The 22,707-nt window shown below is 76.0% G+C and carries 20 protein-coding genes and 7 tRNA genes; 16 read left to right on the top strand and 11 right to left on the bottom strand.

Features of this window, described 5'->3' with window-relative positions; all coding sequences use genetic code 11:
* Positions 1-25 precede the first annotated feature (25 nt).
* From cbiE to AB0469_RS28520, 4 genes are all read left to right on the top strand, one after another.
* Positions 26-1,240, top strand: coding sequence for a precorrin-6y C5,15-methyltransferase (decarboxylating) subunit CbiE (cbiE, locus tag AB0469_RS28535; protein WP_366454317.1), 1,215 nt, complete (start codon positions 26-28; stop codon positions 1,238-1,240).
* Positions 1,241-1,483: 243 nt separating this feature from the next.
* Positions 1,484-5,185, top strand: a complete 3,702-nt coding sequence (gene cobT, locus AB0469_RS28530; RefSeq protein ID WP_366454316.1) for a nicotinate-nucleotide--dimethylbenzimidazole phosphoribosyltransferase — start codon at positions 1,484-1,486, stop codon at positions 5,183-5,185.
* A gap of 386 nt (positions 5,186-5,571) precedes the next feature.
* Positions 5,572-6,807, top strand: coding sequence for a uroporphyrinogen-III C-methyltransferase (cobA, locus tag AB0469_RS28525; RefSeq protein ID WP_366454315.1), 1,236 nt, complete (start codon positions 5,572-5,574; stop codon positions 6,805-6,807).
* A 42-nt stretch (positions 6,808-6,849) separates the two neighbouring features.
* Positions 6,850-7,665 carry an RNA methyltransferase gene (locus AB0469_RS28520; protein ID WP_042817385.1) on the top strand — a complete coding sequence of 272 codons (816 nt, stop codon included), beginning with the start codon at positions 6,850-6,852 and terminating at the stop codon, positions 7,663-7,665.
* A gap of 69 nt (positions 7,666-7,734) precedes the next feature.
* Here the strand turns inward: AB0469_RS28520 and AB0469_RS28515 are convergent, their stop codons facing one another.
* Positions 7,735-8,973: a protein kinase gene (locus tag AB0469_RS28515; RefSeq protein WP_366454393.1), complete on the bottom strand. Its 1,239-nt coding sequence runs from the start codon at positions 8,971-8,973 to the stop codon at positions 7,735-7,737.
* A 562-nt stretch (positions 8,974-9,535) separates the two neighbouring features.
* On the opposite strand from AB0469_RS28515, the gene AB0469_RS28510 reads away from it, so the two are divergent.
* Entirely contained in the window at positions 9,536-9,721 is a 186-nt protein-coding gene (locus tag AB0469_RS28510) for a hypothetical protein (RefSeq protein ID WP_366454314.1), read from the top strand.
* 225 nt (positions 9,722-9,946) lie between these two features.
* Here the strand turns inward: AB0469_RS28510 and AB0469_RS28505 are convergent.
* The 5 genes from AB0469_RS28505 to AB0469_RS28485 form a co-directional block, all read right to left on the bottom strand.
* Positions 9,947-10,018 (bottom strand) — tRNA-Val (locus AB0469_RS28505).
* 48 nt (positions 10,019-10,066) lie between these two features.
* A tRNA-Val gene (locus AB0469_RS28500) sits at positions 10,067-10,138 on the bottom strand.
* Between the two features lie 34 nt (positions 10,139-10,172).
* Positions 10,173-10,244: transfer RNA gene (locus tag AB0469_RS28495), tRNA-Val, on the bottom strand.
* Between the two features lies 1 nt (position 10,245).
* Positions 10,246-10,319, bottom strand: a tRNA-Cys gene (locus AB0469_RS28490).
* 38 nt (positions 10,320-10,357) lie between these two features.
* Positions 10,358-10,430, bottom strand: a tRNA-Gly gene (locus AB0469_RS28485).
* 182 nt (positions 10,431-10,612) lie between these two features.
* Between AB0469_RS28485 and AB0469_RS28480 the strand changes: the two genes are divergently transcribed.
* From AB0469_RS28480 to AB0469_RS28470, 3 genes are read left to right on the top strand one after another with little or no spacing between them, the layout of a single operon-like run.
* Positions 10,613-11,698, top strand: a complete 1,086-nt coding sequence (locus AB0469_RS28480) for a chorismate-binding protein (RefSeq protein ID WP_042820771.1) — start codon at positions 10,613-10,615, stop codon at positions 11,696-11,698.
* Positions 11,695-12,516: an aminodeoxychorismate lyase gene (locus AB0469_RS28475; RefSeq protein ID WP_366454313.1), complete on the top strand. Its 822-nt coding sequence runs from the start codon at positions 11,695-11,697 to the stop codon at positions 12,514-12,516. Before AB0469_RS28480 ends, AB0469_RS28475 begins: the two co-directional genes overlap by 4 nt.
* A 51-nt stretch (positions 12,517-12,567) precedes the next feature.
* Entirely contained in the window at positions 12,568-13,401 is an 834-nt protein-coding gene (locus AB0469_RS28470) for a GNAT family N-acetyltransferase (RefSeq protein WP_366454312.1), read from the top strand.
* Between the two features lies 1 nt (position 13,402).
* Here AB0469_RS28470 and AB0469_RS28465 read toward each other — a convergent pair whose 3' ends face one another.
* Complete coding sequence (locus tag AB0469_RS28465) at positions 13,403-13,900, bottom strand: DsbA family protein (protein ID WP_366454311.1); 498 nt, start codon at positions 13,898-13,900, stop codon at positions 13,403-13,405.
* Positions 13,901-14,062: 162 nt separating this feature from the next.
* Here AB0469_RS28465 and AB0469_RS28460 point away from each other — a divergent pair, with 162 nt between their 5' ends.
* Both AB0469_RS28460 and AB0469_RS28455 read left to right on the top strand, forming a co-directional pair.
* Positions 14,063-14,473, top strand: a complete 411-nt coding sequence (locus AB0469_RS28460; protein WP_366454310.1) for a hypothetical protein — start codon at positions 14,063-14,065, stop codon at positions 14,471-14,473.
* A gap of 153 nt (positions 14,474-14,626) precedes the next feature.
* Complete coding sequence (locus AB0469_RS28455) at positions 14,627-14,827, top strand: hypothetical protein (RefSeq protein WP_366454309.1); 201 nt, start codon at positions 14,627-14,629, stop codon at positions 14,825-14,827.
* Here AB0469_RS28455 and AB0469_RS28450 read toward each other — a convergent pair.
* Both AB0469_RS28450 and AB0469_RS28445 read right to left on the bottom strand, forming a co-directional pair.
* A complete protein-coding gene (locus AB0469_RS28450; protein WP_366454308.1) occupies positions 14,786-15,400 on the bottom strand; it encodes a CGNR zinc finger domain-containing protein in 615 nt (204 codons plus the stop codon). The genes AB0469_RS28455 and AB0469_RS28450 overlap by 42 nt on opposite strands.
* Positions 15,401-15,618: 218 nt before the next feature.
* Positions 15,619-16,032, bottom strand: a complete 414-nt coding sequence (locus tag AB0469_RS28445; RefSeq protein ID WP_030011909.1) for an SsgA family sporulation/cell division regulator — start codon at positions 16,030-16,032, stop codon at positions 15,619-15,621.
* A 177-nt stretch (positions 16,033-16,209) separates the two neighbouring features.
* On the opposite strand from AB0469_RS28445, the gene AB0469_RS28440 reads away from it, so the two are divergent.
* Both AB0469_RS28440 and AB0469_RS28435 read left to right on the top strand, forming a co-directional pair.
* The gene (locus AB0469_RS28440) at positions 16,210-16,647 is read left to right on the top strand and encodes a TIGR02611 family protein (protein WP_366454307.1); all 438 of its coding nucleotides are present in this window, start codon (positions 16,210-16,212) and stop codon (positions 16,645-16,647) included.
* Between the two features lie 57 nt (positions 16,648-16,704).
* Positions 16,705-16,776: transfer RNA gene (locus AB0469_RS28435), tRNA-Val, on the top strand.
* A 68-nt stretch (positions 16,777-16,844) separates the two neighbouring features.
* On the opposite strand, the gene AB0469_RS28430 is transcribed toward AB0469_RS28435, so the two are convergent.
* A complete protein-coding gene (locus AB0469_RS28430) occupies positions 16,845-19,478 on the bottom strand; it encodes a hypothetical protein (RefSeq protein WP_366454306.1) in 2,634 nt (877 codons plus the stop codon).
* A 160-nt stretch (positions 19,479-19,638) separates the two neighbouring features.
* Here AB0469_RS28430 and AB0469_RS28425 point away from each other — a divergent pair, with 160 nt between their 5' ends.
* Both AB0469_RS28425 and AB0469_RS28420 read left to right on the top strand, forming a co-directional pair.
* Complete coding sequence (locus AB0469_RS28425) at positions 19,639-20,112, top strand: SRPBCC family protein (RefSeq protein WP_366454305.1); 474 nt, start codon at positions 19,639-19,641, stop codon at positions 20,110-20,112.
* A gap of 38 nt (positions 20,113-20,150) precedes the next feature.
* Positions 20,151-20,222: transfer RNA gene (locus AB0469_RS28420), tRNA-Val, on the top strand.
* An 82-nt stretch (positions 20,223-20,304) separates the two neighbouring features.
* Here AB0469_RS28420 and AB0469_RS28415 read toward each other — a convergent pair.
* A complete protein-coding gene (locus tag AB0469_RS28415) occupies positions 20,305-21,030 on the bottom strand; it encodes a 3'-5' exonuclease (RefSeq protein ID WP_042818191.1) in 726 nt (241 codons plus the stop codon).
* 230 nt (positions 21,031-21,260) lie between these two features.
* Here AB0469_RS28415 and AB0469_RS28410 point away from each other — a divergent pair, with 230 nt between their 5' ends.
* Together AB0469_RS28410 and AB0469_RS28405 are read left to right on the top strand one after the other, a co-directional pair.
* A complete protein-coding gene (locus tag AB0469_RS28410; RefSeq protein ID WP_366454304.1) occupies positions 21,261-21,839 on the top strand; it encodes a DUF4365 domain-containing protein in 579 nt (192 codons plus the stop codon).
* Positions 21,839-22,707, top strand: an 869-nt coding sequence (locus AB0469_RS28405) for a hypothetical protein (RefSeq protein WP_366454303.1), incomplete at its 3' end; no start/stop codon positions are given. The genes AB0469_RS28410 and AB0469_RS28405, both read left to right, overlap by 1 nt.

The raw sequence follows: 22,707 nt of genomic DNA, 5'->3' as shown, positions 1-22,707 counted from the left end.
CCCCCACCCCAGGAGACTGACGACGATGGCCGACCGGGTCACGGTGATCGGCTGGGACGGCTCCCCCCTGACCGCGGCCGCCCGGTCCGCGCTCTCCGCGGCCACCCTGGTGGCCGGCGCCGCCCACCACCTCGCGCTCCCCGAAGTCCCGCCCGGCGCCGAACGCATCCGCCTCGGCAGCCTCGGCCTCGCCGCCCGCCGCATCGCCGGCCACCGCGGCACCGCCGTCGTCCTCGCCGACGGAGACCCCGGCTTCTTCGGCGTCGTACGCACCCTGCGCGCCCCCGAACACGGCCTGGAAGTCGAGGTCGTCCCCGCCGTCTCCTCCGTCGCCGCCGCCTTCGCCCGCGCCGGAATGCCCTGGGACGACGCCCAGGTCGTCGTCGCCCACCCCCGCACCCTGCGCCGCGCCGTCAACGTCTGCCGCGCCCGCGGCAAGGTCGCCGTCCTGACCTCGCCCGGCGCCGGACCCGCCGAACTCGCCCTGCTCCTCGAAGGAGTCCACCGGACCTTCGTCATCTGCGAGGCCCTCGGCACCGACCGCGAACGCGTCACCGTCCTCACCTCCGACGCCGCCGCCGACCACACCTGGCGCGACCCCAACGTCGTCATCGTCATCGGCGGCGCCGGACACACCGCCACCGCCGACGCGCCCTGGATCCTCGGCCAGGGCCCCGCCCAGGCCCCCGCCGCCGGACGCGGCTGGGCCCGCGCCCTCACCGACCCCGACGCCGGGGAGGGGGAGTCGGGCCAGCTGCGCGCCGCCCAGCTCGCCCGCCTCGGACCCCGGCCCGGCGACCTCGTCTGGGACATCGGCACCGGCCACGGAGCCCTCGCCGTCGACGCCGCCGCCTTCGGCGCCGCCGTCATCGCCGTCGACGCCGACCCGCGTGCCTGCGAACGCGCAACAGCCGCCGCCCGCGGGCGGGGTGTACAGATCCAGGTCGTCGCGGGCCGCGCTCCACACGTGCTCGAGAACCTGCCCGAACCCGATGTCGTACGGGTGGGGGGCGGCGGCGCCGAAGTCGTCGCCGCCGTCGCCGACCGCCGCCCCGAACGGATCGTCAGCCACGCCTCCACGCGCGACGAGGCGGAGGCCATCGGGCGGACGCTCACCGAACACGGGTACGCCGTCGAATGCGCGCTCCTCCAGTCCGTGGGCCTCGACACCAGGACCTGGGCCGAACAGGAGCGTTCCGTCGTGTTCCTGCTGGCAGCCGAACGCCCCGTGAACCGCTGACACGGGAGCCCGGGGTAGGCTGGCCGATCGTCGTACCGCCCGGCAGGCGCACGACGTGGCGCAGTCCACAGGGGACCGTGCCGGTTTCCGGCCGACACGGTGGCCGACGAGCGCGACAATGCTCAGGAGTTGTCGTGCGGGGTCGCGAGACGTGGCGCCGCGCGGGGACCCCGCTCGTCGGGCCACAAGGGCGCCGGGCGATCGAAGAGGCGAAGAGGCAACACCGATGGGCGAGGGGTAAGCATGACTGACACCGGCCAGGTCCCGGGCGAGGGTCACCCGGACAACGCGGGCATGGTGGATCAGCAGGGCGTTCCCGCTCCGGTCCCGCAGATGCCCCCCCTGCCGCCGATGCCCCCGGCCGGCTACGCCTTCCAGGACCTCGTCGACGACCCCGCCGAGGACGAGGAGCTGCTCCTCATGCCGAGCGGGCACGGCCAGGGCTCCTGGAGCGACCCGCAGGTGGTCCCGCCGGTCCCCGCCTTCCCCGGCGAGTTCCCCGCCGAACAGGGGTACGCGGAGTACCCCCAGCCCCAGGCCGCCGGTTACCCCGAACAGGGACACCTCGGGTTCCCGGACCCGGGCTACGCCGTGCCGGGCCAGCCGATGCCGGTCCCGCCGCTCCACGACCAGTCCCTCGCCGGCCAGCCCCTGCCCGGCCAGCCCCTCGGCGCGCAGCCCGCAGCGGGCTTCCCCGAGGCCGGCTACCCCGACGCCGCGTTCCCGGAGCCCTTCGTGGACCCCGCGTACAGCGCGGGCGCGCACGAGGCCGGCGGCCGTGACTCCGGCTCCCTGGACCTCGGCGGCCTCGTCGTCCCGCCGGCGGCCCCCGCCGCGGCCGGGCAGATGCCGCCCGCCGCCCCCGTGAACCCGTCCCGCCGGCCCCTGCACATGGGCCCGCCCGTGCCCGAGGCCACCGGGGGAGTCGTCCGGTCCCTCGCGGACCGGGGCCCCGCCGCCGCGCCCGCCGCGCAGCCGGTGCAGGTCGCGCCCGCCGTCGCCGTGGCCCCCGCCGCCCCGGTCGCTGCCCCCGCCCCCGCCGCCGCCCCGGTGGCGCAGGCGACCCCGGAGCCCGCCCCCGAGGCCCCCGCCGCCCCCGAGGCCCGGCCCGCCGCCGTGCCCGCGGGCGCCGGGGAGCCGCAGGCCGCCGCCGCGCCCGTTCCGGGGCAGCCCGGTGCGCCCGCCGCCGGTCCCGAGTACCTGGACGCCGCCCCGGGCGCGGAGGCCCCGGTGGCCCCGCAGCCGGGCGAGATCCCGCCGCAGGCCGGCGAACCGTGGGCGGCTGCGCCCGCGGAGGCGGCTGCGGCTGCCGGTGCCGAGCAGGTGGCGCAGGGCGCGGCCGAGGGCCAGGGTGCGGCTGAGGCCCAGCCGGTGGCCGAGGCGCAGCCCGTGGTCGAGGCGCAGCCGGTGGCCGAGGGCCAGCCGGTGGTCGAGGGGCAGCCCGTGGCAGACGGCCAGGCCGTGGCCGAGGGCCAGCCGGTGGTCGAGGGCCAGGCCGTGGTCGAGGCGCAGCCCGTGGTCGCGGGCCAGCCTGCGGTAGAGGGCCAGCCCGCGGTCGTGGTCCTGGTCGAGGGCCAGGCTGCGGCTGAGGTTCAGCCGGTGGCCGAGGCGCAGCCCGTGGTCGAGGCGCAGCCGGTGGCCGAGGGCCAGCCGGTGGCCGAGGGGCAGCCCGTGGTGGAAGGCCCGGCCGCGGTCGTGGTCGAGGCCGCCGGGGCGCAGCAGGCCGTTCCGGCACAGCAGCAGGCCGCTCCGGCCCCGGAGCCCGTCGTGGCTCCCGAGGGCGCTGTGGCCGTAGAGGCGGCCGGAACCCCTGAAGCTGCCGCCGCCGACGCCCCCGCGGCCCCCGAGGGCGCCCCCGCCCCCGAGGCCGCCGCGGCCGAGGGCGCTCCCGCACCGGCCGCCGAGGCCGCCGAGGCCGCGCCGGAGGCCCCGGAGCCCGCCCAGGCCCCCGCAGCCCCCGAGACCCCGGCGGAGCCGGAGGCACCGGCCGCCGACGCCGCCCCCGCGGAGACCGCGGTCCAGGCCGCCGGCGCCGCCGAGACCCCGGCCGAGCCGGCCGACCCCGCCGCGCAGGCCGACGTACCGGCCGAGCCGGCCCCGGAGGCCGCCGCCGCGCAGCCGGCCGACGAGGCCGAGCCCGCCACCGGCGAAGAGGCCCCGGCCGACGGCGAGGCCGCCGCCGAGGCTCCCGCCGGGCCCCAGCCCTCCGTCGGGGAGCCGGCCCCCGGCTACGCCGACGCCGAGCGCGAGGCCGTCCTGCGCGTCATGCGCGAGCGCCGCGACATCCGCAACGGCTTCCGCACCGACCCGATCCCGCACGAGGTGCTGCTGCGCGTCCTGGAGGCCGCCCACCACGCCCCGAGCGTCGGGCACTCCCAGCCGTGGGACTTCGTCGTCATCCGGTCTGCGGAGACCCGCCGCACGATGCACGAGCTCGCCCAGCGCCAGCGCGAGGCCTACGCCAAGTCGCTGCCCAAGGGCCGGGCGAAGCAGTTCAAGGAACTGAAGATCGAGGCCATCCTCGACACCCCGGTGAACATCGTCGTCACCGCCGACCCCACCCGCGGCGGCCGCCACACCCTCGGCCGGCACACCCAGCCGCAGATGGCCCCGTACTCCTCCGCCCTCGCGGTCGAGAACCTCTGGCTCGCCGCGCGCGCCGAGGGCCTCGGCGTGGGCTGGGTCAGCTTCTTCGACGAGCGCGAGATGGTCCGCGCGCTGGGACTTCCCGAGCACCTGGAGGTCGTCGCCTACCTGTGCGTCGGCTACGTCGACGAGTTCCCCGAGGAGCCGGAGCTGATGCAGGCGGGCTGGGCCCAGCGCCGCCCGCTGGCCTGGGTCGTCCACGAGGAGACGTACGGGCGCCGCGCGCTGCCCGGCGAGGCCCCGCACGACCTGCTCTCCGACACCGTCGCCAGCATCCGCCCGCTCGACGCCAAGGCCCTCGGCGAGGCCTGGGAGCGGCAGAAGCGCATGACGAAGCCCGCGGGCGCCCTCGGCATGCTGGAGATCATCTCCGCACAGCTGGCGGGCCTCTCCCGGGTCTGCCCGCCGCCGATCCCGGAGCCGGCCGCCGTCGCGATCTTCGCCGGCGACCACGGCGTCCACGCCCAGGGCGTCACCCCCTGGCCCCAGGAGGTCACCACGCAGATGGTGGCCAACTTCCTGGGCGGCGGGGCCGTCTGCAACGCCTTCGCCAACCAGGTAGGCGCCGAGGTCTGCGTCGTCGACGTCGGCGTGAAGGGCGAGCTGCCGGCCACCCCCGGCCTGCTGCCCCGCAAGGTCCGCCCGGGTACGGACGACCTGTCCGCGGGCCCCGCGATGACCCGCGAGGACGCGGTCGCGGCCATCGAGGTCGGCATCGAGACCGCGCGCGACCTCGTCGCCGCGGGCAACAAGGCCCTCCTCACGGGTGAGATGGGCATCGCGAACACGACCGTGTCCGCCGCCCTGATCTCGGTCTTCACGGGTGTCGACCCGGCGGAGGTCACCGGCCGCGGCACCGGCATCAACGACGAGACCCACGCCCGCAAGGTCGACGTGGTCCGCCGCGCCCTGGAACTGCACCAGCCGGACCCGAACGACCCGATCGGCGTCCTGGCCGCCATCGGCGGCCTGGAGCACGCCGCGATCGTCGGCCTGATCCTCGGCGGCGCCTCCCTGCGGACCCCGGTCATCCTGGACGGCGTGAGCGCCGGCGCGGCCGCCCTCGTGGCCCGCGCCATCGCCCCCGAGGCCCTGTCGGCGTGCATCGCGGGCCACCGCAGCGCGGAACCGGGCCACGTGGCCGCCCTGAACAAGCTGGGCCTGCGCCCCCTGGTCGACCTGGACCTCCGCCTCGGCGAAGGCACGGGCGCCCTCCTGGCCCTCCCCCTCGTCCAGAGCGCGGCCCGCGCGATGCACGAAGTGGCCACCTTCGACGCGGCGGGCGTGACGGAGAAGTAGGCGGAGCCACCCGGACGGGGCCGGACACCACACGGTGTCCGGCCCCGCTGCGTTCCGGTGGTGGGCCGGGAGGCGCCCCTGCCCACCCCGCCCTCCCCGGACCCGGCCCGCTGCCCGGTACCGGCTCCGGCGGGATCCCGCCCCCGTCCACCCGCACCCGGGGCGGCGGGTGGGCGGCCTCCGGCCCGCCACCGACCCCTGGAGGGGGCGATGGCGGGCCCGCGCCCCCCACCCCCCACCGTCCCGCCAAACTTCGCCCCCGCAGGTACCACCAGCGGCTATGGGTCGTATCGTGGTCCCGGACGGGCGCCCGCACGGTCCGTCAGCCGCTCCAGCGCAGCAGCGGCCCGCCGAACACACCCGCCGCATCAGGAGCCGCAACCGCCATGGGAAACCCGGCACACCCCGCCTACCCCGTAGGACTGCGCCTGACCGGGCGCCGCGTCGTCGTCATCGGCGGCGGCCAGGTCGCCCAGCGCCGCCTGCCCGCCCTCGTCGCCGCCGGGGCGGACGTCCTGCTGGTCTCCCCGTCCGCGACCCCCTCGGTGGACGCGATGGCCGAGACCGGGGAGATCCGCTGGGAGCGGCGCCGCTACCAGGACGGCGACCTCGACGGTGCCTGGTACGCCCTGATCGCCACCCGCGACCGGGAGGCCAACGACCGCGCCTCCGCCGAGGCCGAGGCCAAGCGGGTCTGGTGCGTGCGGGCCGACGACGCCGAGGCGGCGACCGCCTGGACCCCGGCGACCGGCCGGGTCGAGGGCGTCACGGTGGCCGTGCTCAGCGGCAACGACCCGCGCCGTTCCGCCGCCGTGCGCGACGCCGTCGTCGAGGGGCTGCGCGACGGCTCCCTCACCGCCGCCCGCCCGCACACCCCCGGCGTGGCCCTGGTCGGCGGCGGCCCGGGCGACCCGGACCTGATCACCGTGCGCGGCCGGCGCCTGCTCGCCGAGGCCGACGTGGTGATCGCCGACCGGCTCGGCCCCCGCGACCTGCTCGACGAGCTCCCGCCGCACGTCGAGGTCATCGACGCCGCGAAGATCCCGTACGGCCGTTTCATGGCCCAGGAGGCCATCAACAACGCCCTCATCGAGCACGCCAAGGCCGGCAAGGCCGTCGTCCGGCTCAAGGGCGGCGACCCGTACGTCTTCGGCCGCGGCATGGAAGAGCTCCAGGCCCTCGCCGAGCACGGCATCCCCTGCACGGTCGTCCCCGGCATCTCCAGCTCCATCTCGGTGCCCAGCGCGGCCGGGATCCCCGTCACCCACCGCGGCGTGGCGCACGAGTTCACCGTGGTCAGCGGCCACGTCGGCCCCGACGACCCGCGATCCCTCGTCGACTGGGCGGCGCTGGCCAGGCTCACCGGCACCCTGGTCGTCCTGATGGGCGTCGACAAGATCGGGCTGATCGCCGAGGCCCTGGTCAAGCACGGCCGTTCCGCCGACACCCCGGTGGCGGTCATCCAGGAGGGCACCACCGCCACCCAGCGCCGGGTGGACGCCACCCTGGCCACGGTCGGCGAGACCGTCCGCGCCGAGGAGGTCCGCCCGCCGGCCGTCATCGTCATCGGTGACGTGGTCGGCGTGCACGTCCCCGGCGAGCTTCCCACCGCCGGCGCCTGACAGGCCGTTGGCACCACACCCAGGACAAGGCAGTATCACCCTGTGGCTGATCTCATCACCATCGAAGACCCCGACGACCCGCGCCTGCGCGACTACACCGGCCTGACCGACGTAGAGCTGAGACGGCGCCGCGAACCCGCCGAGGGCCTGTTCATCGCCGAGGGCGAGAAGGTCATCCGGCGGGCCAAGGACGCCGGGTACGAGATGCGCTCGATGCTGCTCTCCGCCAAGTGGGTGGACGTCATGCGCGACGTCATCGACGAGATCCCGGCTCCCGTCTACGCCGTGAGCCCGGACCTCGCCGAGCGGGTCACCGGCTACCACGTGCACCGCGGCGCCCTGGCCTCGATGCAGCGCAAGCCGCTGCCGACGGCGCAGGAGCTCCTGGCCTCGGCCCGCCGGGTGGCCGTGATGGAGGCGGTCAACGACCACACCAACATCGGGGCCATCTTCCGCAGCGCCGCCGCCCTGGGCATGGACGCGGTGCTGCTGTCGCCGGACTGCGCGGACCCGCTCTACCGCCGCTCGGTGAAGGTGTCGATGGGCGCGGTGTTCTCCGTCCCCTACGCCCGCCTGGAGGCCTGGCCCAAGAGCCTGGACACCGTCCGGGAGGCGGGCTTCAAGCTCCTCGCCCTCACTCCGCACGAGAAGGCCTCGCCGATCGACGTGGCGGCCCCGCACACCCTGGAGCGGGTGGCGCTGATGCTGGGCGCCGAGGGCGACGGCCTGTCGACGCAGGCGCTGGTCGCCGCCGACGAATGGGTACGCATCCCGATGGCGCACGGGGTGGACTCGCTCAACGTGGGCGCGGCCGCGGCCGTGGCCTTCTACGCGGTCGCGGGCGGCGGACGCTCCTAGCGGGCCCCGAAGCGACGAAGCGCCGAAGGGGCATCCTGCCGTACGGCAGGACGCCCCTTCGGCTTCCCGTCACAGCTTCTGCGCGAGTGCGATCCCCAGCGCCACCAGCAGGGTCACGACCACGAACACGATCAGCCGCTGCCGCAGCAGCTTCGGGTCCGGCCGGGAGGGCCGCCGTCCCGTGCCGGTCGTGCGCGGCCCCGTGCGGCCGCCGGTACGGCTCCCCGTACGGCCCGCCGTCGACCCCGGGTTGCGGGCGCCCGACGGCCTCGGACGGGTGCCGCTGTGCGGCCCCTGCGGCCGGGGCGCGGGGGTGGTGCCTCCCGGCCGGTCGGCGGCGCGGTCCGCGGGGCGTTCGGCGGCGGCCCGGCCCCCGGTGCGCCGCTCCGTGTCCTGTCCCGCGTACCCGGCGGCCCGCTCGGGCAGCCGGCCCGTGGTCCGCTCGACCCTGGCCCGCTGGGCCGGCGGGCGGACGTCGCCCAGCCCCTGGGCCTCGCGGGCGGCGATCTCCTTGAGCCGCATCGACAGCTGGAGCGTGCTCGGCCGTTCCTCGGGGTCCTTGGCGAGGCAGGCCCGCACCAGCGGGGCCAGCGCGTCCGGGACGCCGACCAGGTGCGGCTCCTCGTGCACCACCCGGTACAGCATGACCTCGGAACTGCCGTGCCCGAAGGGCGAGTCGCCCATCGCGGCGTAGGCGAGGGTGGCGCCGAGGGAGAACACGTCGGTGGCCGGGGTGACGGCGGCGCCGCGCACCTGCTCGGGCGCGAGGAAGCCGGGGGAGCCCACCGCGGTGCCGACGTGGGTCAGGGTGCTGGCCCCCGTGGCCCACGCGATGCCGAAGTCGATGATCCGCGGCCCCTTGGGCGACAGCAGGATGTTCGAGGGCTTCAGGTCCCGGTGGACGACCCCCGCCTCGTGGACGGCGACCAGCCCCTCGGACAGCGCGGCGCCGATGGCGGCGATCTGCGCGGCCGTCAGGGGGCCTTCCTCGGCCACCTTGTCGTGCAGCGAGGGGCCGGGCACGTACTGGGTGGCGAACCAGGGGCGCTCGGCCTCCAGGTCCGCGGCCACCAGCCGGGCGGTGCACCCGCCGCGGATCCGCCGGGCGGCGGACACCTCGCGGGCGAACCGGGAGCGGAACTCCTGGTCCTCGGCCAGGTCGGGCCGGATCACCTTGAGGGCGACGCGCTGGCCGCGCCGGTCGGAGCCCAGGTAGACGACGCCCATGCCGCCGGCACCGAGCCGCCGGTGCAGTCTGAAGGAGCCGACGACACGCGGATCCTCGCGCCGGAGCCGCATCATCGCCATGTCCACCCCGCTGACGGTCGTCCTGCTGACCTGGCACAGCTTACGGACCATCCGGCACCGGTGCTCAGAGGCCGCGCCCTCGTCGGGAGATTCGATTCTCAGTGCGTGGCACGCCACTTGAGGGTGTGTCGGCTCGCACGGCCCCCGTCCGGAGGACCCCGGACGGAGTCCCCAAGGGGCCCTCGGGCCAAGGGGATTGGCCTCGTCAGGACCCCTGCGGCCGCCCACGGCGAGGACGGAGGCACGGCGGCGCACGGCCGGGCCCGCCAACACCCCGTACGAGGACACGCGTGCGCGGGGAGTGACGGAAGTGAGCGAAGTCACTACCCTCCGGTCATCCCCTCCCGTCGTCCCCTCCGGGATGACCCCCAGCGGGCGGCGGGGATCTCCACCCAGGGGAGTAGGCCCGGGGGGTCCGCGTCATCCTCCCGGAGGCCCGGCAATGGGTACGAGGGCATGAGGCCGGCGGCCGTCCCGACGCCTAGTGTTGAAGACGAGCGGCGGGTGGCGCACTCGTCCCCCGAGGACCGGCCCGCCGCTGCCAGACGACAGGGAGAGGACCATGGCGGACATCGCACGGCAGGGACGCAAGCTGTTCGCGTTCGACGGCCATGAGTCCGGTACGCGCCACCCACTGGTGGCCGCGGCCATGGTGCTCCCCCTGGCCGCCCTCCTGCTCTTCCTCTTCGGAGGTTTCGATCAGGTGGCGGCGCAGGCGTCGTCCGTGGGCGTGATGCTGGGGCGCTGAGCGGCGCCCCGGGTCCGGGAGAGCGGCCCGGGCCGGGACATCGGCCTCTCGCACCCCGTGGGGACGGGGGAGCGGCGGACGGCAGTTGAAGGGTGTTGCCCGTACGGCTGGGGAGCCGGACGGGCAACACCCTTTTCCACGTCCCCGCATGCCTCCCACGTCCCCCGCGCGCCGTACACGCACGGAAGCCCCGGCCGTCTGGACGGCCGGGGCTTCCGGTTGCGGTGCGCGATACTGGGATTGAACCAGTGACCTCTTCCGTGTCAGGGAAGCGCTCTCCCGCTGAGCTAATCGCGCGGGCTGCGGTAAAGAACCGCAGGTCAAACAGGTGGTGCTGGTACTGCGTGCGCGATACTGGGATTGAACCAGTGACCTCTTCCGTGTCAGGGAAGCGCTCTCCCGCTGAGCTAATCGCGCGGGGATCCTTGCGGACCGGGTCCTTCCGGACCAGTGGACGATACTGGGATTGAACCAGTGACCTCTTCCGTGTCAGGGAAGCGCTCTCCCGCTGAGCTAATCGTCCTTGGAGGTGGAGACGGGATTTGAACCCGTGTAGACGGCTTTGCAGGCCGTTGCCTCGCCTCTCGGCCACTCCACCTCGGAGTGTGCGGGGTCTCGGGAAGATCCCCCACTCAGAGCGGACGACGAGACTCGAACTCGCGACATCCACCTTGGCAAGGTGGTGCTCTACCAACTGAGCTACGTCCGCAGTGTCACCGTGTTCGCTCCGGGGTTTTTCCCCTTCGCTCCCTGGCGACGTGTTGAACTCTAGCGGATTCCCGGGCCAGCTCAAAAACGCGTTTCCGCAGCGTGCTGCCGACCCGGTCACCAGAGGTCACCCGCCGGTCACCTCACCGGCGGCATCGCGCCACCGGTCATAGACTCGCAGCCGTGCACGACCTGCCTCCCCTGGCCCGCTTCGGCGGCCTCCTCGCGACCGACCTCCGAGACGTCACCAGCGACCCCACCGCCCTCGACTCCACCGGGTTCTGGGTGGTGAGCGCGGACTTCGAGGGCCGGCTGATCTGCGCGCGCTTCGGGGACATACGCCCCGACCCGGTGCCCGCGCCCGTCCCCGGCGCCTGGCGCGGACCCGCGGCCGACCGCTGGTCCTCCTCCCTGGACCGCTCCGCGTACGTCGCGGGCGTCCGCAGGATCCGCGAGTACATCGCGGCGGGGGAGGTCTACCAGGCCAACCTCTGCCGCGTGGTCTCCGCGCCGCTGCCCGACCCGGCCGCCGCCGACGTGGACGCCCTGACCGCCCTCCTCGCGCGCGGCAACCCCGCCCCCTACGCAGGAACGATTCGGCTCCGCGCCCACGGCGTGGAGATCGCCACCGCCTCCCCGGAGCTCTTCCTGCGCCGGGCCGGCCGCCGCGTCGAGTCCGGGCCGATCAAGGGCACCGGCCGCACCGCGGCCGACCTGCTGCCCAAGGACCACGCCGAGAACGTGATGATCGTGGACCTCGTCCGCAACGACCTGGGCCGCGTCTGTGCCACCGGCTCCGTCACGGTCCCCGAGCTGTGCGCCCTGGAGGAGCACCCCGGTCTGGTCCACCTGGTCTCCACGGTCAGCGGCGAGCTCGCCGAGGGGGCCGGCTGGCCCGAACTGCTCGACGCCACCTTCCCGCCCGGCTCCGTGACCGGCGCGCCCAAGTCCTCAGCCCTGCGGATCATCGAAGAGCTGGAGACGGCCCCGCGCGGCCCCTACTGTGGGGGCATCGGCTGGGTGGACGCCGACCGGGGCACCGCCTCGCTCGCCGTCGGCATCCGCACCTTCTGGATCGACCGTGAGGCCCCCGGCGGCCCCCGCCTGAGCTTCGGCACCGGTGCGGGCATCACCTGGGGCTCCGACCCCGAGCGGGAGTGGGCCGAGACCGAGCTGAAGGCCGCCCGGCTGCTCGCCCTGGCCTCGGAGGGGCCCGTGCCGGGTGCCGACGAGACGACGCACGACCTGAGTGGAGGAACCGTACGGTGAGGATCTGGCTCGACGGAACGCTGCGGGACGCCGCCGACGCGAAGGTGTCCGTCCTCGACCACGGGCTGACGGTGGGCGACGGGGTCTTCGAGACCCTCAAGGCCGAGAACGGCACCCTCTTCGCCCTCACCCGGCACCTGGAGCGCCTCACCCGCTCCGCCCGGGGCCTCGGCCTGCCCGACCCCGACCTCGACGAGGTCCGCCGCGCCTGCGCCGCCGTCCTGGAGGCCAACCCGATGCCGCTCGGCCGGCTGCGGATCACCTACACCGGCGGCCCGTCCCCGCTCGGGTCCGACCGCGGCGAGACCGGGCCCACGCTCGTCGTCGCCGTCGGCGAGACCGCCCGCCGGCCCGACACCACGGCCGTGATCACCGTCCCCTGGGTCCGCAACGAGCGCTCCCCGCTGGCCGGCCTGAAGACCACCTCGTACGCCGAGAACGTGGTCGCCCTCGCGCGGGCGCACCGGGACGGGGCCTCCGAGGCCCTCTTCGCCAACACCCTCGGACAGCTCTGCGAGGGCACCGGCTCCAACGTCTTCGTCGTCCTCGACGGGGAGCTCCACACCCCGCCCGTGGCCTCCGGCTGCCTCGCCGGCATCACCCGCGCGCTGGCCGTCGAGTGGACCGGGGCCCACGAGACCGACCTGCCCTTCGACGTGCTGGAGCGGGCCGAGGAGGTTTTCCTGACCTCCACCCTGCGCGACGTCCAGGCCGTCCACCGCGTCGACGGGCGCACCCTGGCGGCCGCCCCCGGCCCCGTCACGGCCAAGGCCGTACGGGTCTTCGAGGAGCGCGCCGCGTCCGACCTGGACCCGTGAGCCCCCCGCGCACCGTGGCGACACCGGCGCGCGGCGGGTAGAACTCGACGGATGACCACCACCCTGCGGCCGAGCGGGCCGCTTCAGCAGAGCGAGGGCGGCGCGCGCTCGCGCCCGTACGAGGTCCGGGTCAACAGCAGGCGCGTCGGGACCCTCCTGATCGCCGCCGACACGCCCTTCGGGCCGACGGTGGGGGAGATCCGGGACCTGGCCGTCGACGAGCCCGACCGCCGCCGCGGCCGGGCCACGGTCGCCGCGCTGGCCGCCGAGGAGGTGCTGCGCGGCTGGGGCTGCCGCCGGGTGCGGATCTCGGTCCCGGCGGACTCCCCGGGCGGGCTGCGGCTCGCCGCGGCCCTCGGGTACGCCGAATCCGGCCGGAACATGGCCAAGGAGCTCCCGCAGGGCCCGCCGGCCCTCTCCGAGGGGGTGCGGGGCCGCCCGATGACGCGGGCCGAGTACGCGGCGTGGGACGCCCGGGCCCGCGAGGAGTACGCGGCGAGCTGGGTGGCCCGGGGGATGGGCCCGGAGGCCGCGCGGGCCAAGTCGGAGGCCGACCACGACGGGCAGCTCCCGCAGGGCCTGGACACCCCCGGTGTCACCTTCGCGGTCCTGGAGGCGGCCGGGACCCCGGTCGGGCACCTGTGGCTCGCGCCGGCCGCGGAGGCGGGCGCGGGGGCGTACGTGTACGACGTCGCGGTGGCCGAGGAGCACCGGGGCCGCGGCCACGGCCGGGACCTGATGCTCCTCGCGGAGCGCACGGCGATCGCGCAGGGCCACCGCGTGCTGGCGCTGCACGTGTTCGCCGGCAACGTCCCGGCCCTGCGGCTGTACGAGTCCCTCGGCTACCGGACCACCCGGATCAACTACGCCAAGGAACTCCTGTGAGTCAGCCGGCGGCGAGCAGCCGGTCGGCGATCTCCTCGATGCGGGCGCGCAGGCCCTCCTGGCTCTTGCCGCCGTCCAGGCGCTGCCCGTCGATCACGTAGGTCGGGGTGCCGGTCACGCCGATGGCCTTGCCCTCGGCCTGGTCGGCGTCGACGATCAGGATGTGCCGGCCGTCGATCAGGGCGGTGTCGAACTCCTCGGCGTCCAGGCCCAGTTCGCGGGCCACGTCGAGCAGTACGGCCTCGCCGCGCTCGCCGAGCTCGGCCGTCCTGGCCAGCACCGCCTCCGCGTACGGCCAGCCCTGCCCCTGCTCCAGGGCCTCCTCGGCGGCCTGCGCGGCGGCGAAGGCGTGCCTGTGCTTCTCCAGCGGGAAGTGGCGCAGCCGGATGTCCAGCCGGTCGCCGTAGCGGGCCCGCAGGGCGCGCACGTCGTCCAGGGCGCTGTGGCAGTCCGGGCACTGGAGTTCGCACCAGACGTCGAGGATCACGGAATCGGTCATGCGGACAGTCTCCCAGACCCCCCGGGGGCACCCGGGGAGGAGGAGCGACCCCGAGATGTCCCGGAGATCCGGCCGCGCGGGGCCGTGACCATGGCCGCGGCGGCGGTGGCCGGTGCAGGATGGAAGGGACAGGACGCCCACCGCAGCCCGCCGGAGGACCGCATGCTCGCCGAGACCATCTGTTGCGCGGTGTCCGCGGCGGGCCTGGGCATCGCCGCCGTGACCGCGTACCGCAGGCGCTTCCTGAAGGCCGCGCGGATCGCCGCGTACGCGCTGGTGCCCCTGGGCCTGGTGCTGACCGGGGTGGTGGAGTGGCTGTCCGGGATCGTCTTCCAGCCGGCCGTGTGGATCGGCTTCGGGCTGCTCGCCCTGTCGTGGGTGCTGCTCGCGACCACCCGGGCCGTCGAGCGCCGCGGCGCGGGCGCCGCCGGGAAGGCCCCGGGGGCCGTCGCACCCGGCGCCTCCGCGCCCGCCCTGGGCGGCGGGGCCGCCGGGCCCGCCGCGAAGCCGCGGAGCGCTCCGGCGGACGACTTCTCCGACATCGAGGCCATCCTCAAGAAGCACGGCATCTGAGGCCCTGGGGGACGCCCCCTAGCGCACCGGGCCACCGTGGGGCGGGAGAAGGCCGGGGAAACCACCCGAAGTGGGGAGAGACGGCGAACTACCGCATGATTCATGGCGTGTTCGGGGCGTTCGGGGGGTCGTCTGCGCGATCATCGGCCGGACATGCTCGACACATCGCAGGGTGAGCCGCCGGCTCCCGTCCCCGTTGCCGAGGCCCCCGTCGCCCTGGCCCCCGCGCCCCCCGGATCCCCCGAAGCGCGCGGCTGTCTGTTCGCCCTCTCCCAGCCGCCGCTGATGATCTTCCTGGCGGTGATCGGGGTCCTACTGCTGCTCGCCGCCGTGCACGATCTCTACCTGCTCTGAGCCGGAGCCCTCCGGGTGGCTGTCGGCGCCCTTGCGGCGGGCCCGGTAGGCGGCCACGTGCAGCCGGTTCCCGCAGGTCCGGCTGTCGCAGTAGCGGCGCGAACGGTTGCGCGAGAGGTCCACGAAGGCCCGCCGGCAGTCCGGGGCCTCGCAGCGGCGCAGCCGCTCCTGCTCTCCGGAGACCACGATGAAGGCCAGGGCCATGCCGCCGTCGGCCGCCAGGTGGTCGCCCACCGACGCCCCCGGCGCGAAGTAGTGCACGTGCCAGTCGTAGCCGTCGTGGTCGGTCAGCTGCGGGGTGGTGCCGGCGGTGGCCACCAGCTCGTTGATCAGTGCGGCCGCCGCACGGGAGTTCGGCGCCGCGAAGACCTGCGCGAACTTGTCCCGCACCGTCCGGACCCCGGTGAGGTCGCGGGAGCCCAGCTCGCCGACGTCGCTGATCGCGTGTTCCTTGACGAAGCCGTGCAGCGCGGTGACGTCGGCCAGCCCGTCGGGCCGGTCCGGCTCGGCCGCGGTGTTGACCAGCGCGACGACGACGTCGAGCGCGCGACGGGTGTCGTGGGGGATCTGCACGGGGGTCGCTCCCTGGAGGCCGGCCTGGCGGCGACGGGCCGCTGCCGCCGCCGTGGGGGCCGACTCTAGCGGTTGGCGTCAACAGGGCGCCCGGTCAGCGCACCGGCGCCGCCCCCGCGGGTGGCTCCCGCGAGGACAGCGCCGGTCCTGCCGTATGGGGTTGTCCGTGCGGCACCGTCGCCCCGAGTCGGACGGTGCCGGGCGGCTGGGGGTCTGGCTCAGCTTTCGGCCAGGATGTGGGAGAGCTCCTTGTCGAGGTCGAAGTGCCGGTGCTCGGTCCCGGGCGGGACCGCCGCATCCGTGCGCTTCAGGAACGACTCGAGGGCTCGTGCGGGTGCTTCCAGCAGCGCTTCTCCCTCCGGTGAGCTCAGGGCGATGCAGACGACGCCCTGGCCGTGGCTGCGGGACGGCCAGACGCGGACGTCGCCGGTACCGGTAGGCCGGTGGAGGCCCTCAGCGAGGAGGTCGCGGGCGAACACCCATTCGACCGTCTCCTCGGCGCCGGTGTGGAAGGTGGCGTGCACGGCGTAGGGATCGGCCGTGTCATACCGCAGGCCCGCCGGAACAGGCAGTGAGGACTCGCTCGACACAACGAGGCGCAGGTGCAGCTCGCAGCTGACCGTGGTGTTCATAAGCGCCAGGGCCTTTCGCTCAGTGTGCGCTCGGGGATTCGCACGTCGGCGAAATCGACATGCCACCTACGGTGCCGTTGTAAACCCCTCTGACCGTTTTGCGGACCTCTGGGTCCCTCGGACGGCGGATCCAAACCGGCATTCACGTGTGCTTCCGGCTCGGGTAGATTCGGCGCCATGAATACGGGGAGTGATCGCGGAACCAACGAATCCGCTACGGACGGTGCAGCCGCCGAAGAGGCGCCGCACGTCTCGAAGGCGCCGGCCTTCATCAAGGCCAACCGCAGCCTGCACCTGAGCTGGCAGGTCGGCGTCTTCATCGTCGGCCTGGTCGTCATCGGCGCCGGCATCGCCATGCTCGTCCTGCCGGGACCGGGCTGGGTCGCGATCTTCGCCGGCCTGGCGATCTGGGCCACCGAGTTCGCCTGGGCCCACCTGGTCCTGCGCTGGACGAAGCGGAAGGTCACCGAGGCCGCGCAGAAGGCCCTCGACCCGAAGGTCCGGCGCCGCAACATCATCCTCACCAGCGCCGGCCTGGCCATCGCGGGCGCGCTGATCGGCTTCTACCTGTGGAAGTACGGCCTCACCCTGCCGTGGCACCTCAAGGACCAGTGATCGTCCGGGGGTGGTCATGGAGCACCGCTGACATGCGGTAATGTTTGCGGTGTGCCCGGGCGATTAGCTCAGCGGGAGAGCACTTCGTTCACACCGAAGGGGTCACTGGTTCGATCCCAGTATCGCCCACCCGGAGCAGAGGCCCCGGAGATTCTCGAGAATCTCCGGGGCCTCCGCCGTTCCCGGCGCCCGGCCCCTCAGCGGAGCCGGCCGAGGGCCGCGCGGAGCCTGCGGGCCTCCCGCAGCCGGCTCTCGTACGTCGCCCCCACGGCCAGCAGCAGCAGGCCCGCAAGCGCGGGCGGCACCCAGCGCGGCAGCAGACCGGCGACCTGCACCACGTACGGGGCCAGCTCGTGCACCGCCACCCCCGCCAGCACCACCGCGCCCAGCAGCAGCGGAGCCTGGAGCCGCCGGTGCGCCCCGGCCAGCGTCACCGCGAGCGCCCCCAGGCCCAGCAGCAGCGGCCGCGGCCAGTACGGGTCGCCCCAGACGGCCACCAGGCTCGGCAGCAGCGTCGCCGCCAGCCCCGGCCCGTAGGCGGCCCAGGACGAGGCCCGCGGGTCCCGGCGCCGGCGCACCAGCCCCACCGCCAGGGCGAGCGCCGTCACCGGCAGCGCGTACGCCTCCGGCACCGCCACCCCCGACGCCCCCAGCCGCACCCAGACCGCCGCCACGCCCAACGGCCCCGCCGCCAGGCCCAGCCCCCGCCGGTCGGCCCGCAGCGCCCCCGCCGCGCAGACCGCCCCGCCCAGCCCCAGCACCAGGGCCGACACCGGCGCGTCCCCGGCCGTCAGGGCCAGGGCGAGCAGCCCCGCCCCCGCCGCCGCGACCTCCGCAGGCAGGCGCACCGCGCCCAGCCGGGGCCCGAGGGCCACCACCGCCGCCGCGACGGCGAGCACCCCCACCCCCGTCCGGGCCGGCGCCGCGCCCAGCGCCACGACCGTCGCCGCCGCGTACCCGACGGCGCCCACCGCACCGGCGCCCCGCAGCGGAGCCCGGGCGCCCCCGTACGCCGCTCCCAGCGCGGCCCCGGCACCCAGCACCGCGAACACCGCGACGGTGGCCACACGGCCGTCCAGCGCCGCCAGGGACACCCCGAAGGCGCCCACCGCGGCGCACCCGCCGGCCGCCCACGCCACGGCCGGCTCCGCGGCCCGCAGCGCCGCCGCCCCGGCCGCCAGCACCAGCGCCAGCTGCGCCACGAGCGCCGCCGCCACCGGCAGCCCCGCCCCCGCCGCGGACAGCCCGGCCCACCCGCACACCACCGCCGCCGCCGCAGCCACCCACCCCGGCAACCCCGACGCGCCCCGGCGACCTCCCGCCCGCCCGGTACCACCGACAGCCGCCGGCCCGCCGGGCTGGCGTGCGGCGCCCTGGTGGTTTCCGGCCGGGCCCGTGCCGTCGGCGGCGGCCGGTCCGCCGGGCAGGGCTGCGGCGCCCTGGTGGTTTCCGGCCCGGTGCGTGCCACTGGCGCCGGCCGGCCCGCCGGGCAGGCGTGCGGCGCCCTGGTGGTTTCCGGCCCGGTCCGTGCCACTGGCGCCGGCCGGCCAGCCGGGCAGGGCTGCGGAGTCCTGGCGGGTGGTGCCGGAGGGTGCCCCTTGGGCCGGGCGGGCGTGGGGGAGGAGGGCGAAGACCCCGGCCGCCAGCAGCAGGGCCACCGCGAGCCCCGCCTCCGGCCCCGCCGCGCCCCACGCCGGCCGCGACACCAGCAGCCACAGCACCGCCGGCAGACCCGCCAGTGCGGCCAGGGCGGCCACCCCCGCCCCGGCCCGGGCCAGCCCCCGCCGCACCGGCTCCGGGAGCGCGTCCACCCGTACCGCCGCCACCAGCGCGAGCCCCGCGGCCACCCGCACCGCCACCGGCCACCACGCGGAACCCGACCCCGCCGGAACCAGCGCACCCACCGCCGACACCGCCGCCAGACCCCCCACGACCGCGGCCGCCGAAGCCCGCGGCTCCCGCCAGGCCACCGCCACGCCCAGCAGGGCCCCCGCCGCCAGCAGCAGCGCCGGACCGGCCGCCCCGGGCTCCACCAGGGAGCCCGCCAGCCCCGCCGCCAGCGCGGACCCGCCCAGCACCCCCGCGCACACCCACGCGGCCACCCGCACCGCCCGCCGCGCCACCGCCACCGCGAGCACGGCGTCCAGCGCGGCCGTCGCCAGCAGCGCCCAGCCGGCCCCCGTCAGGTCGGCCCCCGCCGCGGCCGCCGCCAGCGGCAACGGCAGCTGCGCCGCCCCCACCGCGGCGAGCGGCGCCGTCCGCAGGCCGCGCACCACCGCCGCGTGGCCCGCCCACAGCCCCGCCAGCGCCGCGGCCGCCCACGCCGCGTAGGCCGCGCCGTCGCCGTCCGGCAGGGCGACCGCGCGCAGCGCGTACGCGTCCAGCACCGTCAGCGCCAGCGCCACCCCCGTGACCGCCTCGGCCGTCGAACGCAGCCCCCGCCGCAGCAGCGCCACCGGCGCCGCCAGCGCCGCCGCCGTCACCACGGCCAGCACCGCGCCGCGCCCTCCGATGCCCAGGGAGCCCCAGCTCACCAGGGTGAAGGCCAGCGCGGCCACCGCCAGCAGCACCGCGCCCAGCACCAGCAGCACGTTCTGGGCACCCGGCTTCGCGGAGGCGGCGAACGGCGCGGCCGGCGGCCCGAAAGCGCCCGCCGCCGTGCCCCGGGCCTGCGCGCCCGCCGCCGTCCCCGCCGGCATCGGGCCCGACTGCCACAGCAGTCGCAGCAGCCAGTCCCGGCGGGCCAGCAAGTGCAGCCGCCGGGCGTCCAGTCGGGCCAGCTCGGCATCGATGAGCGCCAGCTCCCGGGCCGGCGGCAGAGGGGTGTCCATAGCCGGAGTGTGGCGCCCGTCACGCCGTCAGGACATGGGCGTGCGTACTCAGATCGCCCCTGAGTACCCCCGCCGACCCCTCCGCACCCGACCGCCCCCGCCCCGCGGGCCTTCGCGCGAAACCGCCCCGCGCCGGCGCGCGGAGGGCCAGACTGGGGGCATGGCCCGCTGGACGCACTACCGCTTCCGCAGCGTGTGGGACCTCGACGCCCCGCCCGCCCTCGTCTACTCCCTGCTGGAGGACCCCGGGCGCTACCCCGTCTGGTGGCCCCAGGTCCGCCGGGTCGCACCGGCCGACGGGCACTCCGGGACCGCGGTGATCCGCTCCGTCCTGCCCTACGAGATCCGCGTCACCCTCACCGGCCTGCTCCGCGACCCCTCCCGGGGCGTCCTGGAAGTGGCGCTCGGCGGGGACCTCGACGGCTGGGCCCGGTGGACCGTACGCCCGCGCGGCGGGCCCGCCGCCGGCCGCACCCGGGCCGTCTACGAGCAGGAGGCCGAGGTGCGCGCCCCGCTGCTGCGGCGGCTCTCGCTCGCCGGGCGGCCCGCGCTGCGGCTCAACCACACGCTGATGATGCGCGCCGGGCGGCGCGGCCTCGCCGCCCGCCTGACCGCCCCGCCCGAAGCGGTTTGAACAGACCCCGAGGCTCTTGTATTGTTCAGTGCGTTCCCGGGCGATTAGCTCAGCGGGAGAGCACTTCGTTCACACCGAAGGGGTCACTGGTTCGATCCCAGTATCGCCCACCGGGACAGGCCGGTCCGTCTGATGACGGACCGGCCTTCCGCATTCCAGGGCCGGGTCACGGCCCCGTACGTCCCGGCCCGCTCAGGCGGCCGCCGGGACCTCCGGCCGCAGCGGCCAGTGCGGGTCCACCGCCTCCGGAGTGCCCTGCCGGGCGAACCACGCCTGGAGACCGCGCGCCTGCGCCGCGTGCCACACCGCCTGGAGCTGGTGCAGCTCCGCCGGGGTCAGCCGCTCCAGCCGCGCCGCGAACCGGCGCCCCACCGCCCGTACGAGCTCCAGCGAGGCCATCGCGTCCGCCGAGGCGTCGTGCGCCCCCTCCAGCTCTATCCCGTAGTGCGCGCACAGGTCCGTCAGCGTCCGGCGGCCCTTGCGGTAGCGGTCGAGGTGCTTGTCCAGCACCCGCGGGTCCAGCACCGTCAGCGGCCGGTCGTCCAGGTACCGCGCGAGCGTCGACGCCCGGTGCCGGCGCAACTCCCGGTCCAGCAGCGTCAGGTCGAACGGCGCGTTCATCACCACCACCGGCCGGCCCGCCACCTGCTGCTCGCCCAGCGCACGGGCTATCTCCTCCACCACCGGAGCCGGCCAGCGGCCGTTGCGCTGGAGGTGCTCGTCGGTCAGGCCGTGCACTTCCGTGGCGCCCCTGGGCACCGGGATGCCGGGATTGACCAGCCAGCGCGTGGCGCGGACCCGGCCGCCCGCACACTCCTGCACGACGAGCGCGGCGGACACGATCCGGTCCTGCTCGACGTCCACCCCGGTGGTCTCCGTGTCGAAGGCGGCCAGCGGCCCCTCGTACCAGCGTGTCATGGCGAACTCCTCGTCCCCGATCGGCAGATGGGGCGTACCGGGCGCCACCGCCCCGGGACCTGCCGCCCCCGCCGATTCCGTGATACCCGGGCTGTTTGCCCCGTACGCCGTTTGCGCGGAGCCGGGTGCGGAGACAACACACCTGGGGGGTCGTACACGTGACCGCCCGTCACCCCGCACCACCCACCACCACACGCACGGCAGAGCCCGGAAGGCATGGGGAGCCGGCCATGGCGCTCGCGCAGCCCGAACCGGGCGGGGTGCTGGACGCGGACACCGGAGCGAGGACCGCTCCGCTGCGCGGCACGCTCGCCACCACCGCCTGCATGGAGACCCTCCAAGTGGGATACCTGCACGCCGTCGCGGCCGCCGCCGGCTGCTCGCTGTCCCAGCCGTTCCCGGACAACGGCATCGACTGGCACGTCAGCCACGGCGCGCCCGAACACACCGTCGACGACGAAGTCACCATCAAGGTGCAGCTGAAGGCGACCTACCAGGTACCGCCGCGGCCGGCCGGTCCCACCTTCGGCTTCACCCTCGACAACGAGCACCTCGTGAAGCTCGCCCGCACCCCGGTCGCCGTGCACAAGATCCTCGTCGTGATGCTCGTGCCCCGGGAGCGGGAGCACTGGCTGAGCGCCGGGCACGACCGGCTCGACCTGCGGCACTGCTGCTACTGGACCAACCTCGCCGGGCACCCGGTGACCGGCCGGCGCCGGACCACCGTACGGATCCCGACCACGCGGATCTTCGACGACCGGGCGCTGTGCGAGATCATGACCCGGGTCGGGTCGGGAGGGACACCCTGATGGACCGTTACCCGCCGCGCCTCGAACCGCTCCCGCTGCCGCCCGTGCGGCCGGCCGTGCCCGGTGTCCCCGATCCCGCGCTGGTCGACCCCCAGGTGCTCGGCGCGCTGCTGCACCGGCACGGCTGGCTGCGGCGCGGCGGGGCGGCGGGCCGGTACGGGCGCTGGACGCCTCCGGGGCAGGGGGGCACCAGCCTGCTCGTCCCCGAGACCCGGAGCTTCCCCGACTGTGCCGACCTGCTGGAGGAGGCCCTGACCGCGCTGTCCCGCAGCGGACTGCCCTCGGCGCGGGAGGTGCTGTTCGGGCTGAGCGTGCCCGGCGACGAGGTCCGGTGGGAACGCGAGGTCCCCGAGGCGCCGTACGGGTTCCGGGGCGGGGCCGCCTGGACCGCGCAGGAGCGGCTGCGCTCGGCGGCCCGCCGGCTGCTGCTGGCCGGCGCCCTCGCCGAGCGCGCCCGCGCCGGCTACTACGGGGCCCGCCACCGCGCGCAGGCCGAACGTGCCCTGGAGGGGGTCCTGGTGGGACCCGGCGCCGATGGCCGCCGGCTCGCCGCGTACGTACCGGTGGACGGCGGCCGGGGCCTGGTGACACGGCTGCACCACGCCCTGCACGCGGCCCGCGAGGCGGTGGACTACCAGCGGGCCACCGGCGGGATGGAGGCCTTCGACGCGGCCGTCGCGGCAGGCGTCAGCCGCGAGCTCGCCGATGCGCTGATCGCCCTCGTCCAGGGGTCCGAGGGCGCCCGGATCACGCTGGCCTGGGCCCCCGCCGCCGGGGTCCCGGCCGGGTGCGCGGCCCGGCCGGAGCCCGTGGAGTTCTCGCCCGGCGACCTGCCCGTGCTCCGCGAGGCCTCCGCCCGCTACACCCG

The organism is Streptomyces sp. NPDC093801 (genome assembly GCF_040701585.1).
Taxonomy (GTDB): Bacteria; Actinomycetota; Actinomycetes; order Streptomycetales; family Streptomycetaceae; genus Streptomyces.
Note: the sequence above shows the minus strand (reverse complement) of the source record. Positions and strands in the feature narration are given on the sequence as shown.

Coding starts and splice junctions, on each gene's coding strand:
- cbiE (WP_366454317.1), top strand. CDS start 26: ATGGCCGACCGGGTCACGGTGATCGGCTGGGACGGCTCCCCCCTGACC.
- cobT (WP_366454316.1), top strand. CDS start 1,484: ATGACTGACACCGGCCAGGTCCCGGGCGAGGGTCACCCGGACAACGCG.
- cobA (WP_366454315.1), top strand. CDS start 5,572: ATGGGAAACCCGGCACACCCCGCCTACCCCGTAGGACTGCGCCTGACC.
- AB0469_RS28515 (WP_366454393.1), bottom strand. CDS start 8,973: ATGGCGATGATGCGGCTCCGGCGCGAGGATCCGCGTGTCGTCGGCTCC.
- AB0469_RS28510 (WP_366454314.1), top strand. CDS start 9,536: ATGGCGGACATCGCACGGCAGGGACGCAAGCTGTTCGCGTTCGACGGC.
- AB0469_RS28470 (WP_366454312.1), top strand. CDS start 12,568: ATGACCACCACCCTGCGGCCGAGCGGGCCGCTTCAGCAGAGCGAGGGC.
- AB0469_RS28465 (WP_366454311.1), bottom strand. CDS start 13,900: ATGACCGATTCCGTGATCCTCGACGTCTGGTGCGAACTCCAGTGCCCG.
- AB0469_RS28460 (WP_366454310.1), top strand. CDS start 14,063: ATGCTCGCCGAGACCATCTGTTGCGCGGTGTCCGCGGCGGGCCTGGGC.
- AB0469_RS28455 (WP_366454309.1), top strand. CDS start 14,627: ATGCTCGACACATCGCAGGGTGAGCCGCCGGCTCCCGTCCCCGTTGCC.
- AB0469_RS28445 (WP_030011909.1), bottom strand. CDS start 16,032: ATGAACACCACGGTCAGCTGCGAGCTGCACCTGCGCCTCGTTGTGTCG.
- AB0469_RS28440 (WP_366454307.1), top strand. CDS start 16,210: ATGAATACGGGGAGTGATCGCGGAACCAACGAATCCGCTACGGACGGT.
- AB0469_RS28430 (WP_366454306.1), bottom strand. CDS start 19,478: ATGGACACCCCTCTGCCGCCGGCCCGGGAGCTGGCGCTCATCGATGCC.
- AB0469_RS28425 (WP_366454305.1), top strand. CDS start 19,639: ATGGCCCGCTGGACGCACTACCGCTTCCGCAGCGTGTGGGACCTCGAC.
- AB0469_RS28415 (WP_042818191.1), bottom strand. CDS start 21,030: ATGACACGCTGGTACGAGGGGCCGCTGGCCGCCTTCGACACGGAGACC.
- AB0469_RS28410 (WP_366454304.1), top strand. CDS start 21,261: ATGGCGCTCGCGCAGCCCGAACCGGGCGGGGTGCTGGACGCGGACACC.